Source organism: Microbacterium sp. 70-16 (assembly GCF_001898315.1).
Lineage (GTDB): Bacteria > Actinomycetota > Actinomycetes > Actinomycetales > Microbacteriaceae > Microbacterium.
In genome coordinates this window covers 190,627-206,757 of the sequence record NZ_MKTQ01000014.1, presented here as the reverse complement: position 1 = coordinate 206,757, position 16,131 = coordinate 190,627, and the positions used below count along the sequence as shown (strand labels likewise).

The following is a 16,131-nucleotide window of genomic DNA, read 5'->3' as shown; positions in this document are numbered from 1 at the left end:
ATGCCCACCACCCGCCTGAGCCGCAGCATCCCCTACTGGGTGCTCGTGGGCGGTTCCGTCGTCACGCTGGCCGGCGGCGCCTACCTGCTCATCTCGAAGCTGACCCTCATGGCGACGACGCTCACCGACGGCACCGCCACCGGTGTCGAGGTGTACGCCGGTCAGATCTGGGCCGTCCTCGGCGCGATCCTCGTCGGCGCCGGTCTCATCGGCCTCGCCCTCGCCCTGACGCTCGCGGGACTGCGCTCCGCCATCCCCGCCCGTGAGACGGTCGACGTGATCGAGCCCCCCGCGTGGGACGACGTCGTCGAGATCCCCGCTGACGAGGTCGAGGCCACCGCGGCCGAGGCCGCTGCCGAGGCGCCTGCCGCCGAGGCCGCTGCGGATGCCGCGACCACCCCCGTCACGGAGGACGTCGCGCGCTGACCCGCTTGTGACACCGAGGGGTGGGGTGCTGAGTACACCCCACCCCTCGGTGTCTTCCGCTACGCGCGCCCTGCCGTCACCGGCCACGGGTCCCACTGCTCGTCAGGCATGCGGGCGATGACGACCGCGACGACGATGAAGGCGAGCGTCGTGAACCCCCAGCCCGCCGTGGCGTCGAGCCACCGCGACGGCAGGATGACAGCCGCCACCAGATGCATCGGCTGCGACACGATCAGGGCCCCCGCGACCCACCAGTTCACGACGTGCGCGCGGCCCAGGGCGACCCCGAGCAGGACCATGCCGAGGATGTGCCCGACGACCCAGAACCCGCCGGTGAAACTGCCGATCGCCGACTCCGACATGGCGTTGCCGAGGCTGACGACGTCCGCCACGTCGTAGCCGGCGTCCGCCATGGTCTGCGTGAGCAGATCGAGGTTGCCCGCCGCCGACCAGTTCGCGAAGGCGATGAAGGTCAGCGCAGATCCCAGTGTCGCCAGGAGCGGCGCACCCCGGCGCGCCACATAGCCGAGTGTGAGGGCGCCGAGGAGCATCGCCGGCGCGGCCAACAGACCGGCCCAGCCGATGAACTCCATGAGGCCCGGGTTATCGATGACGGCCGCCGCGATCTTCTCGGGCGGATCATCGGTCCAGTACGGCAGCATCGTGCGCAGCACCAGGATCGACAGCGGTCCGATCGGCAGCACGATCGCCGCCGTCCACCGCCAGAAGGGGCGCCAGCCGCGCCCGCGCTCCGTGATCTCCCGCCCACCCACGGGCATCGTCTGCACCGCCATGGTCTTCTCCTCTCCGTGCGCCGGCGGCACCGAATGTGCTGTCTCGGCGACCGGTTAGCACCGGCGGTATCAGCGTCCCGCTGCGGTGCGGTTCGCACATCGCGGGTGGCACCACTCAGCAGTGCGTGGTTTCCACGATGTTGCGCCGACGCCCGGCGCCCTAACCTGGTGCCGTGGAGCGCCCCTCGCGCGTCGTGCCGTGCAATGCCGTGATCGCGACGATCGTCGCGCTCTTCGCGCTGCCGCTCATGGCCGTGGGCGTCGCCGGCGTAGCGATGTCGTCGACAGGATCCGCCTGGCTGATCTTCGCGGTCGCGATCGCTGTCCCTGCACTGGTTCTGGGTCCGGCCATCGCGTGGCGGACAGGTCTGTCGGTCGGTGTCGCTCTGGCGGCGGCAGGTGTCGGAATCGTCCTCGCCGCCGCGACTGACACCTACCTCCGGGGAGCAGTGGAAACGGGGCAGCCGACGCCGACGGTCCTGATCGCACTGTCGACCGGCGCCTGGATGGTCCTGTACGGGCCGTGGGTATGGGTGCTGCTGCTCTTTCCGACAGGCCGGTTCGAGAGCACCATCGACCGCGTCACCGCGTGGGCCGTCGTCGTGGTGGGCGTCGCGTTCGACCTGCTGGTGGCGGTCGCGCCCGAGCCCTACTCGCCGCCGTTCGCACAGGTTGCGCATCCGTGGGGTGTCGTGCCTTGGGCCGGCGTCGCCGCGGTCATTCTGCTGCCGCTGTTCCTGGTCTGCCTGCTGGCGTCTGTCGTCTCGACGTTCGTGCGCGCGCGGCGCGCCACGGGCCTCACGCTGCGACGACTCCGGTGGCTCGTGATGGCCGCGACGATCGTCCCGCTGGCTCTGCTGCTGTGCTGGGCGTCGTACCTGCTGTGGGGAGGGATGGAGGCCGTCATGGTGGGGATCGCCGCGTTCTGCGTCGCGATCCCCGTTGCCATCGGCGCCGCGCTGCTCACAGCCGACGCCGACGTCGACTTCTGGATCGTCCGCGTCGTGACATGGTGCGTCCTGCTGCTCGCGGTGCTCGGAGTCGTCGCGGCTGCCGCTGCGCTGGCGACCCGCGTGCCCGACCGTGGCGCGGTCGCCATCGCCGCCGTCACCTCTGCTGCCGCCGTTCTTGCGGTGATGCTGCTGCGCCGCCCGCTGGAACGCGTCGTCGCCGCAGTGCTCTTCCCCCGGACGGAGCGCACCGTCGACGCGCTGCGCACCCTGCTCGCTGACGTCCATCGCGGTGCAGCGCCACCCGAGCGCGTCGTGGCGGTGCTCAGATCAGGGCTCGAGGATCCGGAACTGACCGTCGACTACGCGGCCGAGGACGAACGCCGTGGCGTGAGTCCCGCGGGACTCCGCGGTGTACCGACTCCGGTCACCGTCGGCGGAGCCCGCGTAGCCACGATCCTGCGCGCCGACCTCGCGGTGCCGCAGCGGATCGCCGATGCCGCAGCACCGCTGCTCGAGCTCGCGCGACAACGTGCGCAGCTGGCCCGCGCCCTCCGAGAGGTGGAAGAGAGTCGTCGAAGGCTGATGACCGCTGAGACGGATGAGCGTCGCCGGCTCGAGCGCGACTTGCACGACGGCGCCCAACAGCGACTGGTGAGCCTGGGCATGTCGCTGCGACTCGCCCAGCGCCGCGACGCGCGTGGCGAGCTGGATGTCACGCAGGCTCTCGATGACGCGATCGCGGCGGTCGCGGCATCCGTCGCAGATCTGCGTGCCGTCGCGCACGGTCTTCGACCGAGCCGGCTCGATGACGGACTGGCGGCCGCCCTCGCAGACCTCTCCAGCGCCTCGGCCGTGCCGGTGGACGTGCGGCTCGACACCCAGGAGATCCCGGACATCGTCGCGACCACTGCCTATTACGTCGCCAGCGAAGGCATCGCGAACGCCGTCAAGCACGCGCACGCGGCCAGCGTGACGGTCTCGGTCGTCCGCGCCGGCGAGGTCGTGCGGGTGCGCGTGATCGATGACGGTGCCGGCGGTGCCAACGCGCGCGCCGGCGGCGGGCTGGCCGGCCTGGCCGATCGCGTCCGCGCCGTCGGCGGCGCTTTGCGGGTCGACTCCGCCGTCGGCGCCGGCACGGCCCTGGAAGCGGAGCTGCCGTGCGCATCCTGATCGCCGAGGACTCCGCGCTGTTCCGGGAGGGGCTCGCAAAGCTGCTGGTCGACGCGGGGCAAGAGGTCGTCGGCAGCTGCGGCGATGCCCTCGAGGCCGTCGCCATGGCGCAGTCGCTGCGCCCGGACATCGTCGTGCTCGACATCCGGATGCCGCCCGACGGCACCGACGACGGTGCTCGAGCCGCGGTCGCGATCCGCGAGTACGACCCCACCGTGGGCATCGTGCTGCTGTCGCAGCACATCGAAGCGCGCCACGCGATGCAGCTGCTTCCCCGAGGCCGCTTCGGCTACCTGCTGAAGGACCGCGTGCTCGCGTTCGACGAGTTCCTCGACACCCTCGAGAGGGTGCAGCAGGGCGGCACCGCGCTCGACCAAGAGGTTGTCGCGCGCCTCCTGGGCGCGCGCGCCGCGGAAGGCCGCCTCGACCCGCTGAGCGTGCGGGAGAGAGAAGTGCTGGCGCTGATGGCCGAAGGCCTGACCAATGCCGGGATCGCCGCGCGGCTGTGGCTGGCCGAGCGCACTGTCGAGAGCCACACGACGAGCATCTTCACCAAGCTGGCGATCACGCCGTCCGACACCGAGAACCGGCGTGTGCGCGCCGTGCTGGCGTTCCTCGACGCGTCCGCGACGGGCTGAGCCGCGGCGCCGCCCCAGAACGGCAGCCCCAGAACGGCGGTCTCAGAACGGCAGCAGCGGATCGATCGCGATCGCGAGGAAGAGCAACGTCAAGTACGTGATCGACGCGTGGAAGACCCGCATCGGCTTGATCTGCTCGCCGCGCACGGCGCGGTTGTACAGCACGTGCGACTCGTAGATGAACCACCCGCCGAAAACGAGCGCCGACACGGTGTAGACCAGGCCCATCCCCGCGACCGGCACGAGCAGTAGCGACGACGCGACGGTCGCCCACGCGTACAGGATCACCTGCAGGCCCACCTGCAGCCCGTCACGCGTCGCGCCGAGCATCGGCACGTCGGCCTCTTGGTAGTCGCCCTTGTACTTCATCGAGAGCGGCCAGTAGTGCGGCGGGGTCCACAGGAACACCAGCAGGAACAGGATGAACGGCGTCCAGCTCAGCGACCCCGTGACCGCCGACCACCCGATGAGCACGGGGAAGCAGCCCGCGATCCCGCCCCACACGATGTTCTGCTCGGTGCGGCGCTTGAGGATCATCGTGTAGATCACGACGTAGAAGAAGATCGCGACGACGCTGAGGGTCGCGGCCAGCCAGTTCGTCGTCAGCAGCAGCCAGACCGTGGATGCCACGGCCAGCACCCACGAGAAGATCAGCGCGTTGCGGGGCGAGATCTCACCCGTCACGATCGGCCGGTTCTCGGTGCGGTGCATGTGCGCGTCGATGTCGCGATCGAGGTACATGTTGAAGGATGCCGCGGAGCCGGCGCTGAGCGACCCGCCGATGACGGTCGCGAGCACGAGCAGCGGTGAAGGCATCCCGTTCTGGGCCAGGATCATGACCGGCACGGTGGTCACGAGCAGCAGCTCGAGCACGCGGGGCTTGGTGAGCGCGACGTACGCCTTGATCGTGCGGCCCACGCTGCGTCGCTTCGAGACGCGTTCGCTGTGCTGCGTCGTCGTGATGTCCATCGCCCCCGCCGTCCGATCGGTCGGCCCAAGTCTATGACATCGGCCAGAACTAACTCCCGCCGCCGCTCCCCCACCTCACACCGCGGCCCGCCACAGAGTGAGAGGAACGACTCTGCGCTGTCACAACGGAGACACACGCCGTGACACGCGCCAACCAGACTGCGTCATGAACGGTGACGCATGGCCCGCGGCGCATGCCCCTTCGATATGCTGAGAACACCTGCGCGCGACGCCGTCACCCCTCCCTTCCGAGAAGAACGACAGGCCGCGGACGTGCCCCAACGAAAGGCGAAGAGTGTCAGATCTGCAGTGGGATGAGATCGATCGGCGTGCAGTGGACACTGCACGCGTGCTGGCGGCAGACGCCGTCGAGAAGGTCGGCAATGGTCACCCAGGCACCGCGATGAGCTTGGCTCCCGCGGCCTACCTGCTCTACCAGCGGGTGCTGCGTCACGACCCGACCGACACCGATTGGCTGGGCCGCGACCGGTTCATCCTCTCGGCGGGCCACTCCTCGCTCACGCAGTACGTGCAGCTGTACCTCGGCGGGTTCGGGCTCGAGCTCGACGACCTGAAGTCGCTGCGCACGTGGGGCTCGCTGACCCCGGGTCACCCCGAGTACGGCCACACCAAGGGCGTCGAGATCACGACCGGTCCGCTGGGCCAGGGCCTGTCCTCCGCCGTCGGCTTCGCCTACGCGGCGCGCTACGAGCGCGGCCTGTTCGACCCCGAGGCCGCTGCCGGCACCAGCCCGTTCGACCACTTCGTGTATGTCATCGCCGGTGACGGCGACCTGCAGGAAGGCGTCACGAGCGAGGCGTCGAGCCTCGCCGGGCATCAGCAGCTCGGCAACCTCATCGCGATCTACGACTCGAACCAGATCTCGATCGAGGACGACACGAACGTCGCGTTCACCGAAGATGTCGCACAGCGTTACGACGCGTACGGCTGGCACGTGCAGACGGTCGACTGGAAGAAGACGGGTCAGTACGTCGAGGATGCCGCGGAGCTGTACGCCGCGATCGAGGCGGCTCAGGGCGTCACCGACAAGCCGTCGCTCATCGTCCTGAAGACGATCATCGGCTGGCCGTCGCCCGGCAAGCAGAACAGCGGCAAGATCCACGGCTCCGCCCTCGGCGCCGACGAGCTGGCCGCGACCAAGAAGGTCCTCGGGTTCGACCCCGAGCAGACGTTCGAGGTCGCAGACGACGTGATCGCGCACACGCGCGGTCTTGCGGCGCGTGCCGCCGAGGCGCGTGCCGCCTGGCAGGTCGCCTTCGACGCGTGGGCCGCGGCCAACCCCGAGCGCAAGGCACTGCTCGACCGCCTCGAGGCGGGGCAGCTGCCCGAGGGCCTTTCCGCGCCGGAGTTCGCCTCCGGCAAGGACGTCTCCACGCGTGCCGCGTCCGGTCAGGTCATCAACGCCCTCGCCGCGCAGCTCCCCGAGCTGTGGGGCGGTTCGGCTGACCTCGCCGAGTCGAACCTGACGACGATCAAGGATGCGAAGAGCTTCATCCCCGCACAGTGGTCGACCCATGAGTGGTCGGGTTCGCCGTACGGTCGGGTGCTGCACTTCGGCATCCGCGAGCACGCCATGGGCGCGATCGTCAACGGCATCAAGCTGCACGGTCCGACCCGTCCGTTCGGCGGCACGTTCCTGATCTTCAGCGACTACATGCGCCCCGCCGTGCGTCTGGCCGCCCTCATGGACATCCCGTCCGTGTTCGTCTGGACCCACGACTCGGTCGCCCTCGGCGAAGACGGCCCGACGCACCAGCCGATCGAGCAGCTGTCGACCCTGCGCCTGATCCCGAACTTCACCGTCGTCCGCCCCGCCGACGCCAACGAGACCTCGGCCGCATGGCTCGAGATCGTCCGTCGCACCTCGGGCGGACCGGTCGGCATCGCGCTCACGCGTCAGAACGTGCCGACGTTCCCCCGCGGTGAGGACGGGTTCGCTGGGACCGACGGTGTGGCGAAGGGCGCGTACGTGCTCATCGACGCCGAGGGCGGCAACCCCGACGTGATCCTGATCGCGACCGGTTCTGAGGTGCAGCTCGCCGTCGCGGCGCGCGAGACGCTCGCCGCCGAGGGCATCCAGGCGCGCGTCGTCTCGGCGCCGTCGCTCGAGTGGTTCGCCGAGCAGGAGCCCGCATACCGTGAGTCGGTACTGCCCGCATCGGTCACCGCCCGCGTATCGGTCGAGGCCGGCTCCACCCCGCTGTGGCGCACCATCGTGGGCTCCACGGGCCGCAGCGTCGGTATCGACCACTTCGGCGCGTCGGCCGACTACAAGACCCTGTTCGAGAAGTTCGGCGTCACCGCCGACGCGGTCGTCGAGGCCGCACGTGCAACTGTCAAGGAGAACGCATGAGCACCCCCACCCAGGACCTGTCCGCAGCCGGCGTCAGCATCTGGCTCGATGATCTGTCCCGCTCGCGCATCAATTCCGGCAACCTCGCCGAACTGATCCAGTCCCGCACCGTCACGGGCGTCACGACCAACCCGTCGATCTTCCAGGCCGCCATCGGCAACAAGAACGACAACTCGTACGACGCGCCGCTGGCTGAACTTGCCCGCGGCGGTGCCTCGGCCGACGAGGCGATCTTCGAGATCACGACGACCGACGTGCGCGACGCGTCCGACATCTTCCGCCCCGTCTTCGACGCCACCGGCGGAGTCGACGGCCGCGTGTCGATCGAGGTCTCCCCCGACCTCGCGCACGACACCGACGGCACGGTCGCCGAAGCCCAGCAGCTGTGGGCCAAGGTCGACCGCCCGAACGCGCTCATCAAGATCCCCGCGACCAAGGCGGGCCTGCCCGCGATCACCGCGACCCTCGCAGCCGGCATCTCGGTCAACGTGACGCTGATCTTCTCGCTCGAGCGCTACGCCGAGGTCATCGACGCGTACCTCGCCGGCATCGCCCAGGCGAAGGAGAACGGGCACGACGTGTCCACCCTCCACTCGGTCGCATCCTTCTTCGTGTCCCGCGTGGACACCGAGGTCGACGCACGCCTGGCCAAGATCGGCGGCGACGCCGCAGCAGCCCTCAAGTCGAAGGCCGGCGTCGCGAACGCCCGCCTCGCCTACGAGCTGTTCGAGCAGCGCTTCGCCGCGGCGGACGCTCAGGAGCTCATCGCGGCCGGCGCCAACGTGCAGCGTCCGCTGTGGGCCTCGACGGGCGTCAAGGACCCGGCCCTGCCCGACACGCTGTACGTGACCGAGCTGGTCGCCCCCGGCACCGTCAACACCATGCCGGAGAAGACGCTCGAGGCGACCTTCGACCACGGCGAGATCACGGGCGACACCGTCACCGGCAACTACGCCGACGCGCACCGCACGTTCGACGAGCTCGCCGCCGTGGGCGTCGACATCGCCGACGTCACCCAGGTGCTCGAGGACGAGGGCGTCGCCAAGTTCATCGCCGCCTGGCAGGACCTCAAGCAGACCGTCGCCGCCGCTCTCGCGGACGCTCCGGAGAGCGCCCGGTGAGTTTCGAGATCCACGTCAGCGGTCACGTCAAGAGCGTCGTCGAGCAGACCCTGCCGGGTCTGGTCGACGCGCTCGTGGCCAGCGGCGTGACGGCGGGCGACGCGGATCTCTGGGGTCCGGACGCCGCAGCCGAGGCCGCGCAGCGACTGGGCTGGGTGGATGCCGTGACGGTCTCGCGACCGCTCGTGGCCGAGATCGAGGCGCTGCGAGCCGACCTGAACGCCCGCGGCATCACGCGCATCGTGCTGGCCGGCATGGGCGGCTCGTCGCTCGCCCCCGAGGTCATCGCCGCGACCGCGGGCGTGCCGCTCGTGATCCTCGATTCGACCGCGCCGGGCCAGGTGCTCGCCGCGATCGACGGCGATGCCGAAGCGGGTGGCCTCGAGCAGACCGCGCTCGTGGTCTCGTCGAAGTCGGGCTCGACCGTCGAGACCGACTCGGCGCGGCGTGCGTTCGAGGCCGCGTGGCGCGATCTCGGCATCGATCCCGCCGACCGGATCGTCGTCGTGACCGACCCCGGCTCGCCGTTGGAGGCCTCCGCCCGTGAGGCGGGCTACCGCGTCTTCACAGCCGACCCCACCGTCGGCGGCCGATACTCCGCGCTGACGGCGTTCGGCCTCGTGCCGACGGGACTGGCGGGCGTCGACATCACCGAGTTGCTCGATGAAGCCGAGGCCACCCTGCTCGAAGTCGCGATCGACGACAAGCGCAACCCCGCCCTCGTGCTCGCGGCCGCGATCGCGGGCACGGCGGCAGACGGCACGCGCCGCGACAAGCTGGGTCTGATCTCGGACGGCACGCACATCCAGGGCCTGCCCGACTGGATCGAACAGCTCGTCGCCGAATCGACCGGCAAGAACGGCACGGGCATCCTGCCGGTCGTGCTGCAGCCGCTCTCGCCCGAGGTCGACCAGACCCCGGCCGATCTGCAGCTCGTGCGCCTCGTCGACGACGCCGTGCACTTCCAGATCATCGAGCAGCATCCGGACGAAGTGCTGCTGAGCGGCTCGCTGGCCGCGCAGCTGGTGGTGTGGGAGTACGCGGCCGCGATCGCCGGGCGCCTGCTCGGCATCAACCCGTTCGACCAGCCCGACGTCGAGTCGGCCAAGCAGGCGGCCCGCGGCCTCCTCGACAGCCGGCCTGACGCCGGCGCCCCCGCCTTCGTCGAGGGCGACGTCGAGGTACGCGTCTCTGACCCCGAGCTCGCGGCATCCGGCACCCTCGCGGGCGTCTTCGATGCACTCTGGGCCCGGCTCTCCCCCACCGGCTACGTCGCCGTTCAGGCGTACGTGGATCGCGTCGCCGTCCCCCAGCTGGCGGGGCTACGTGAACTGATCGCGGCGGACAGCGGTCGCCCCACGACGTTCGGGTGGGGGCCGCGGTTCCTGCACTCGACGGGTCAATACCACAAGGGCGGACCCGCCGACGGCGTCTTCCTGCAGATTCTCGGCGCCGACGATGTCGACCTCGAGATCCCCGGCCGACCGTTCACGTTCGGCCAGCTCATCGCGGCACAGGCCGCCGGCGACGCCCAGGTTCTGGTCGCGCACGGCAGGCCCGTCGTCACGCTCACCCTCACCGATCCGCAGGCCGACGTGCTCGCCCTGTTCGATGCGGCCCAGTAGGAGCTCCCCCACTGATGACAGTTGACATCTCGCGCGGCCACAATCCGCTGCGCGACCCCGATGACCGCCGCCTGAACCGCATCGCCGGTCCGAGCGCGCTCGTGATCTTCGGCGTGACAGGAGACCTGTCACGCAAGAAGCTCATGCCCGCCGTCTACGACCTCGCCAACCGCGGTCTGCTGCCCCCCGGCTTCGCGCTGGTCGGCTTCGCCCGTCGCGACTGGGAGGACCAGGACTTCGCCGAGGTCGTGCACGACTCGGTGAGCCAGTACGCGCGCACCCCGTTCCGCGAAGAGACGTGGAAGCAGCTGCTGCAGGGCATCCGCTTCGTCTCCGGCGAGTTCGGCGACGCCGACGCGTTCCGGCGTCTGCGTGAGACGGTCGAGAAGCTCGACGTCGAACGCGGCACGATGGGCAACCACGCGTTCTACCTGTCGATCCCGCCGCGTGACTTCCCGATCGTCACGAAGCAGCTCAAGGACTCGGGCCTCGTCGACGATAGGGCGAACAACCCGGATGCCTGGCGCCGCGTCGTCATCGAGAAGCCGTTCGGCTCCGACCTGCAGACCGCGCGAGAGCTGAACGCGGGCCTCGAGGTCGCGTTCCCCGCCGACTCGATCTTCCGCATCGACCACTACCTCGGCAAGGAGACGGTGCAGAACATCCTCGCGCTGCGCTTCGCGAACGAGTTGTACGAGCCGATCTGGAACGCCAACTACGTCGACCACGTGCAGATCACGATGGCTGAGGACATCGGCGTCGGCGGCCGTGCGGGCTACTACGACGGCATCGGCGCGGCGCGCGACGTCATCCAGAACCACCTGCTGCAGTTGTTGGCGCTCACCGCGATGGAAGAGCCCATCTCGATGGATGCCTCGCACCTGCGCTCCGAGAAGGAGAAGGTGCTCGCCGCTGTGCGGCTGCCCGAGGACCTCTCGACGGCGACCGCACGCGGTCAGTACGCGGGCGGTTGGCAGGGAGGCGAGGAAGTCACCGGCTTCCTCGACGAAGACGGCATGAACCCCGCCTCGACGACGGAGACGTACGCTGCCATCAAGCTCGAGATCGGCACGCGCCGCTGGGCGGGCGTGCCGTTCTACCTGCGCGCGGGCAAGCGCCTCGGCCGCCGTGTCACCGAGATCGCCGTCGTCTTCAAGCGCGCGCCGCAGCACCTCTTCCAGCGCAACCAGACGCTCGAGCTCGGCCAGAACGCGCTCGTGATCCGTGTGCAGCCCGATGAGGGCGTCACGATCCGGTTCGGGTCGAAGGTGCCGGGCGCCGCCAATGAGGTGCGCGACGTGACGATGGACTTCGGTTACGGACACGCGTTCACCGAGTCGAGCCCGGAGGCGTACGAACGCCTCATCCTGGATGTCTTGCTCGGCGACCCGCCGCTGTTCCCCCGTCACGAAGAGGTGGAGCTGTCGTGGAAGATCCTCGACCCCGTCGAAGAGTACTGGACCGCCGCCGGTGGTCCGCTCGAGCAGTATGCCCCCGGTTCGTGGGGCCCCTCTTCCGCTGATGAGCTCCTGGCCCGCGACGGCCGCGTCTGGAGGCGCCCATGATCGTCGATCTGCCCGATACCACCGTCTCGAAGATCGCGCGCTCGCTCGTCAGCGTGCGCGAAGAGGGCGGTGCCGTCGCTCTGGGGCGCGTGCTCACCCTCGTCATCGTGACGACCCACGGCCTGCAGGAGGAGGCCATCGAGGCCGCCAACGACGCGTCCCGCGAGCACCCGATGCGCGTCATCGTGCTGATCGCCGACACCGCCGGTGAGTCCAAGCTCGACGCGCAGATCCGTGTGGGCGGCGACGCCGGCGCGAGCGAGGTCATCGTCCTGCGCGCCCACGGTCCCGCCGCGGCGAGCCAGGAAGGCCTCATCACGGGCCTGCTGCTGCCGGACGCCCCCGTCGTCGCGTGGTGGCCCGATCACCCGCCGGTCGACCCCTCGACCTCCGAGGTCGGTCGCGTCGCGCAGCGGCGCATCACGGATGCCTCGACGCCGCCGTTCGCCAAGACCCGTCTCACGCAGCTGGGGGCGACCTATGCGCCCGGCGACACGGATCTGGCCTGGACGCGCCTGACGCACTGGCGCGAGCAGCTCGCCGCCGTGCTGGATCAGCCGCCGTACGAGCCGGTCACCGCGGTCGAGGTCGTCGGCGCGGGCAGTTCCCCGTCGACGGGGCTCCTCGCCGCCTGGCTGCGGCTCAAGCTGGACGTCCCCGTGACGTGGCGGTCTGCGCCCCTCGAGGATTGGGAACACGGCATCCAGCTCGTCCGTCTCACGCGCCCCAGCGGCGACATCCTGCTGCAGCGCAGCAACGACATCGACGCGACCCTCACGCAGCCCGGCCAGCCGGCGCACGACATCGTGCTGCCTCGGCGCACGCTGCGTGAATGCCTCGCCGAAGAGCTGCGCAGGCTCGATCCGGACGTCCTGTATGGTCGAGTCATCACGGAGGGCTGGGGCCTGCTCGGGCCCGCCGCCACTTCTGAGTCCTAGGAGTTCCGATGGCGCAATTGTGGACCGAGAAACGGGTTGTGATCAGCCCGGATGCCGCGACATTGGCATCCGACGTCGCGGAACGTCTCTTGGTCCGCCTTGCGCGGCGGGCCTCGGCGGGCAAGACCTCGCACATCGCCCTCACCGGCGGCGTCATCGGCTCTGACGTGCTGCGCGCCCTCGGGGCGCACCCGCGGCGCGGCGACATCGACTGGTCGACCGTGCATCTGTGGTGGGGTGACGAGCATTTCGCGCCCTCCGGTGCCGAAGACCGCAACGACGTGACGGCACGTCGCGCGTTCATCGACCAGATCGACATCCCTGCGCACAACGTGCACGCCATGCCGGCGGCTGACGAGGTCGCAGACATGGAGACCGCGGCCCGCGTCTATGCGGAAGAGCTGGCGCGGTTCGGCGATGAAGAGCAGGCCTGGCCTGCGTTCTATCTGTGCTTCTTGGGCGTCGGCCCGGACGGGCACATCGCCTCACTGTTCCCGGACCGTCCGGAGATCCAGGTCACCGACCGCACCGTCGTGCCCGTGCCGGACTCCCCCAAGCCGCCCGCGGAGCGCCTGAGCTTCACCCGCCCCGTGATCAACTCAGCGCGTTGCGTATGGCTCGTGCTGTCGGGCGTCGACAAGGCTGCGGCGCTCGGACTCGCCCTGGCCGGTGCGAGCTACGAGACCGTCCCGGCGGCGGGCGCCAAGGGCCGCCGGCGCACGATGTTCTTCGTCGATCAGGATGCCGCGACGAACGTCCCCGTGGAACTCATCGACCAGGAGTTTTGAGCCGCCTCAGGCCTGGCCGCGGCGCTCGCGCAACTGCGCGAGGGCGTCATCGAGGAGGGCGTCGGCCTCTTCCTCGGTGCGACGCTCCTTCACGTAGGCGAGGTGTGTCTTGTACGGCTCGGTCTTGGCGACCGCCGGCGGGTTCTCCTTGTCGCGCCCGGCGGGAAGCCCGGAGTGCGGCGAGTCGATGACCTCGGGGATCTCCTCTTCGGCGATGCCGGCGGCGAAGTAGCGCACGGTCTCATTGCCGAGGGCATCCCAGTACGAGATGGCGAGGCGGTCGGCGTGGTGGCCGTGGTCCTGCTCGCCCATGGGTCCGGCACCGACGCGGGTGCCGCGGATTGCATTGCCTCCGGTGGCCATCAAATCCCCTGGAATTTCGTGATCAGGCCGAGGGCCACGATCGAGACGAACCACACGAGTGCAAGCACCACGGTGAAGCGGTTGAGGTTGCGCTCGGCAAGGCCGGACGCGCCCATTGCGGAGCTCATGCCACCGCCGAACATGTCGGACAGGCCGCCACCGCGACCCTTGTGCAGCAGGATGAGCAGGGTCAGCAGCAGGCTGGTGATGCCCAGCAGCACCTGCAGCACGAACTCGAGGATGTCCACAGCGGAGATAGCCTTTCGCTGCGCCCGCCACCGGGCGCACAAGGATCGATTATACCGGTCGCGACGTTTCGTCTCGCTTCGCTCGCTCAACGACCGGCGCGTGATGCAACCGGTCGTTGAGCGAGCGGCGAAGCCGCGAGACGAAACGCAGAAGCCGTGAGGCGTCAGACGCCGACGTGCTTCTGGTAGCGGATGATCGCGGCGAACTCGTCGGCGACGAGGCTCGCACCGCCCACCAGGGCACCGTCGACGTCGGGCTCGCGCATGAAGCTGGCGATGTTGCCCGACTTCACCGAGCCGCCGTAGAGCACGCGCGTACGGGCCGCGGCATCCTCCCCCAGCTTCTCGGCGATGACGGCGCGCAGCGCGGAGCAGACCTCCTGGGCCTGCTCGGGCGAGGCGACCTGACCGGTGCCGATCGCCCAGACCGGCTCGTACGCGACGACGAAGTCGGCATCGGCGGGCACGCCTTCGAGCGCGACCTGCAGCTGCGCGACCGACACCGCGGTGGGGCCGGACTCCTCGCGCTGCTCGAGCGTCTCGCCGACGCAGATCACCGGTACGAGCTCGTTGCGCAGCGCCGCCTGGACCTTCTCGGCGACGATCGCGTCGGTCTCGTGGTGGTAGTCACGCCGCTCGGAGTGCCCGATGATGACGTAGCGGCAGGCGAGCTTGTTCAGGAAGACACCCGACACCTCGCCCGTGTATGCACCCGAGTCCTTCGTCGACAGGTCCTGCGCGCCGAGGGCGAACGGGATCTTGTCGGCGTCGATGAGCGTCTGCACCGTGCGGATGTCGGTGAACGGCGGGAAGACCGCGACCTCCACCGAGCCGTCCTCGTGCGCAGCATCCTTCAGCGTCCAGTGCAGCTTCTGCACGAAGGCGACCGCCTGCAGGTGATCGAGGTTCATCTTCCAGTTGCCCGCGATGAGCGGGGTACGCGTCACTGCCATCCGAGGATCTCCAATCCGGGAAGCTTCTTGCCTTCGAGGAACTCCAGGCTGGCACCGCCGCCGGTGGAGATGTGGCCGAACTGGTCGTCCGCGAAGCCGAGCTGACGCACGGCCGCGGCCGAGTCGCCGCCGCCGACGACCGACAGGCCGTCGACTTCGGTGAGCGCCTGCGCGACGGCCTTGGTACCGGCCGCGAACGCCGCCATCTCGAACACGCCCATCGGGCCGTTCCAGAACACGGTCTTGGACGAGCGGATCGCCTCGGCGAAGATCTTCGCCGTCTCGGGCCCGATGTCCAGACCCATCCCGTCGGCGCCGAAGGGGGTCTCCTCCAGCGCGTCCGCGGCCGCCACGACGTGGTCGGCGTCGGCCGCGAAGCCGGATGCCATGACGGCGTCGACGGGAAGGACGAGCTCGACGCCCTTCTCGGCGGCCGTCTGGATGTAGCCCTTGACGGTGTCGATCTGGTCGGCCTCGAGCAGGCTCTTGCCGACCTTCAGGCCCTGGGCCGCGAGGAAGGTGAAGAGCATGCCACCGCCGACGAGGATCTTGTCCGCGCGGGGCAGGAGGTGCTCGATGACACCGAGCTTGTCGCTGACCTTCGAGCCGCCCAGGACGACCGCGTACGGGCGCTCAGGGGTCTCGGTGAGGCGGTCGAGGACGTCGACCTCCTTCTCGATCAGGAAACCGGCAGCCGACGGCAGCAGCTCGGCGAGCTCGTACACCGACGCCTGCTTGCGGTGCACGACACCGAAGCCGTCCGACACGAGTGCGTCGCCGAGCGCGGCGAGTTCACCGGCGAAGGCGCGACGCTCGGCGTCGTCCTTCGCGGTCTCACCCGGGTTGAAGCGGAGGTTCTCGATGACGGCGATGTCGCCGTCCTCGAGAGCGGATGCCGCATCCTGCGCCGAGGCGCCGACGGTGTCGCTCGCGAAGGCGACGGGCTTGCCGAGCAGCTCGGACAGGCGCTGCGCGACCGGCGCGAGGCTGTACTTCGGGTTGGGCTCGCCGTCGGGGCGACCCAGGTGCGAGCACGCGATGACGCGTGCGCCCTGGTTGATGAGGTGGTTCAGCGTGGGAAGAGCCGCCCGGATACGGCCATCGTCCGTGATGACGCCCTCTTTGAGAGGCACGTTGAAGTCAACACGGACGATGACGCGCTTACCGGCCAGCGAACCCAGCGAATCGAGGGTACGCAGAGCCATG

General features: G+C 69.7%; 15 protein-coding genes. 9 read left to right on the top strand and 6 right to left on the bottom strand.

Features of this window, described 5'->3' with window-relative positions; all coding sequences use genetic code 11:
• Entirely contained in the window at positions 1 to 426 is a 426-nt protein-coding gene (locus tag BGO46_RS05925) for a dinucleotide-utilizing enzyme (RefSeq protein WP_292677163.1), read from the top strand.
• A gap of 59 nt (positions 427 to 485) precedes the next feature.
• Here BGO46_RS05925 and BGO46_RS05920 read toward each other — a convergent pair whose 3' ends face one another.
• A complete protein-coding gene (locus BGO46_RS05920; protein ID WP_292677165.1) occupies positions 486 to 1,220 on the bottom strand; it encodes a hypothetical protein in 735 nt (244 codons plus the stop codon).
• A 173-nt stretch (positions 1,221 to 1,393) separates the two neighbouring features.
• Between BGO46_RS05920 and BGO46_RS05915 the strand changes: the two genes are divergently transcribed.
• Both BGO46_RS05915 and BGO46_RS05910 read left to right on the top strand, forming a co-directional pair.
• Positions 1,394 to 3,343 carry a histidine kinase gene (locus tag BGO46_RS05915; protein ID WP_292677166.1) on the top strand — a complete coding sequence of 650 codons (1,950 nt, stop codon included), beginning with the start codon at positions 1,394 to 1,396 and terminating at the stop codon, positions 3,341 to 3,343.
• Positions 3,331 to 3,981: a response regulator transcription factor gene (locus BGO46_RS05910; protein WP_292677168.1), complete on the top strand. Its 651-nt coding sequence runs from the start codon at positions 3,331 to 3,333 to the stop codon at positions 3,979 to 3,981. The genes BGO46_RS05915 and BGO46_RS05910 overlap by 13 nt, the downstream gene beginning before the upstream one ends.
• 42 nt (positions 3,982 to 4,023) lie before the next feature.
• On the opposite strand, the gene BGO46_RS05905 is transcribed toward BGO46_RS05910, so the two are convergent.
• On the bottom strand, positions 4,024 to 4,950 hold the full coding sequence (locus BGO46_RS05905; RefSeq protein ID WP_292677170.1) for a heme o synthase: 927 nt from the start codon (positions 4,948 to 4,950) through the stop codon (positions 4,024 to 4,026).
• A 295-nt stretch (positions 4,951 to 5,245) separates the two neighbouring features.
• On the opposite strand from BGO46_RS05905, the gene tkt reads away from it, so the two are divergent.
• Genes tkt through pgl form a run of 6 tightly spaced genes read left to right on the top strand, consistent with a single transcriptional unit; the run spans position 5,246 to position 13,361 of the window.
• Positions 5,246 to 7,324 carry a transketolase gene (gene tkt, locus BGO46_RS05900; RefSeq protein ID WP_292677172.1) on the top strand — a complete coding sequence of 693 codons (2,079 nt, stop codon included), beginning with the start codon at positions 5,246 to 5,248 and terminating at the stop codon, positions 7,322 to 7,324.
• A complete protein-coding gene (gene tal / locus BGO46_RS05895) occupies positions 7,321 to 8,445 on the top strand; it encodes a transaldolase (protein ID WP_292677174.1) in 1,125 nt (374 codons plus the stop codon). The genes tkt and tal overlap by 4 nt, the downstream gene beginning before the upstream one ends.
• Positions 8,442 to 10,070: a glucose-6-phosphate isomerase gene (locus BGO46_RS05890; protein ID WP_292677176.1), complete on the top strand. Its 1,629-nt coding sequence runs from the start codon at positions 8,442 to 8,444 to the stop codon at positions 10,068 to 10,070. Before tal ends, BGO46_RS05890 begins: the two co-directional genes overlap by 4 nt.
• Before the next feature lie 14 nt (positions 10,071 to 10,084).
• Positions 10,085 to 11,635, top strand: a complete 1,551-nt coding sequence (gene zwf / locus BGO46_RS05885; protein ID WP_292677178.1) for a glucose-6-phosphate dehydrogenase — start codon at positions 10,085 to 10,087, stop codon at positions 11,633 to 11,635.
• Positions 11,632 to 12,573, top strand: coding sequence for a glucose-6-phosphate dehydrogenase assembly protein OpcA (locus tag BGO46_RS05880; RefSeq protein ID WP_292677180.1), 942 nt, complete (start codon positions 11,632 to 11,634; stop codon positions 12,571 to 12,573). Before zwf ends, BGO46_RS05880 begins: the two co-directional genes overlap by 4 nt.
• Before the next feature lie 8 nt (positions 12,574 to 12,581).
• Positions 12,582 to 13,361 (top strand): 6-phosphogluconolactonase, encoded by a 780-nt coding sequence (gene pgl / locus BGO46_RS05875; protein ID WP_292677181.1) that lies wholly within the window; start codon positions 12,582 to 12,584, stop codon positions 13,359 to 13,361.
• Positions 13,362 to 13,367: 6 nt separating this feature from the next.
• Here pgl and BGO46_RS05870 read toward each other — a convergent pair whose 3' ends face one another.
• From BGO46_RS05870 to BGO46_RS05855, 4 genes are all read right to left on the bottom strand, one after another.
• Positions 13,368 to 13,724 (bottom strand): RNA polymerase-binding protein RbpA, encoded by a 357-nt coding sequence (locus BGO46_RS05870; protein ID WP_292677183.1) that lies wholly within the window; start codon positions 13,722 to 13,724, stop codon positions 13,368 to 13,370.
• A complete protein-coding gene (gene secG, locus BGO46_RS05865; RefSeq protein WP_292677185.1) occupies positions 13,724 to 13,972 on the bottom strand; it encodes a preprotein translocase subunit SecG in 249 nt (82 codons plus the stop codon). Before secG ends, BGO46_RS05870 begins: the two co-directional genes overlap by 1 nt.
• 164 nt (positions 13,973 to 14,136) lie before the next feature.
• Positions 14,137 to 14,925: a triose-phosphate isomerase gene (gene tpiA, locus BGO46_RS05860; RefSeq protein ID WP_292677187.1), complete on the bottom strand. Its 789-nt coding sequence runs from the start codon at positions 14,923 to 14,925 to the stop codon at positions 14,137 to 14,139.
• Complete coding sequence (locus BGO46_RS05855) at positions 14,916 to 16,130, bottom strand: phosphoglycerate kinase (protein ID WP_292677189.1); 1,215 nt, start codon at positions 16,128 to 16,130, stop codon at positions 14,916 to 14,918. Before BGO46_RS05855 ends, tpiA begins: the two co-directional genes overlap by 10 nt.
• Between the last annotated feature and the right edge of the window lies 1 nt (position 16,131).

What these genes read in the sequence shown, in the direction of transcription:
- BGO46_RS05925 (WP_292677163.1), top strand. Translation starts at nt 1, where the DNA reads ATGCCCACCACCCGCCTGAGCCGCAGCATCCCCTACTGGGTGCTCGTG.
- BGO46_RS05920 (WP_292677165.1), bottom strand. Translation starts at nt 1,220, where the DNA reads ATGGCGGTGCAGACGATGCCCGTGGGTGGGCGGGAGATCACGGAGCGC.
- BGO46_RS05905 (WP_292677170.1), bottom strand. Translation starts at nt 4,950, where the DNA reads ATGGACATCACGACGACGCAGCACAGCGAACGCGTCTCGAAGCGACGC.
- tal (WP_292677174.1), top strand. Translation starts at nt 7,321, where the DNA reads ATGAGCACCCCCACCCAGGACCTGTCCGCAGCCGGCGTCAGCATCTGG.
- zwf (WP_292677178.1), top strand. Translation starts at nt 10,085, where the DNA reads ATGACAGTTGACATCTCGCGCGGCCACAATCCGCTGCGCGACCCCGAT.
- BGO46_RS05880 (WP_292677180.1), top strand. Translation starts at nt 11,632, where the DNA reads ATGATCGTCGATCTGCCCGATACCACCGTCTCGAAGATCGCGCGCTCG.
- pgl (WP_292677181.1), top strand. Translation starts at nt 12,582, where the DNA reads ATGGCGCAATTGTGGACCGAGAAACGGGTTGTGATCAGCCCGGATGCC.
- BGO46_RS05870 (WP_292677183.1), bottom strand. Translation starts at nt 13,724, where the DNA reads ATGGCCACCGGAGGCAATGCAATCCGCGGCACCCGCGTCGGTGCCGGA.
- tpiA (WP_292677187.1), bottom strand. Translation starts at nt 14,925, where the DNA reads ATGGCAGTGACGCGTACCCCGCTCATCGCGGGCAACTGGAAGATGAAC.
- BGO46_RS05855 (WP_292677189.1), bottom strand. Translation starts at nt 16,130, where the DNA reads ATGGCTCTGCGTACCCTCGATTCGCTGGGTTCGCTGGCCGGTAAGCGC.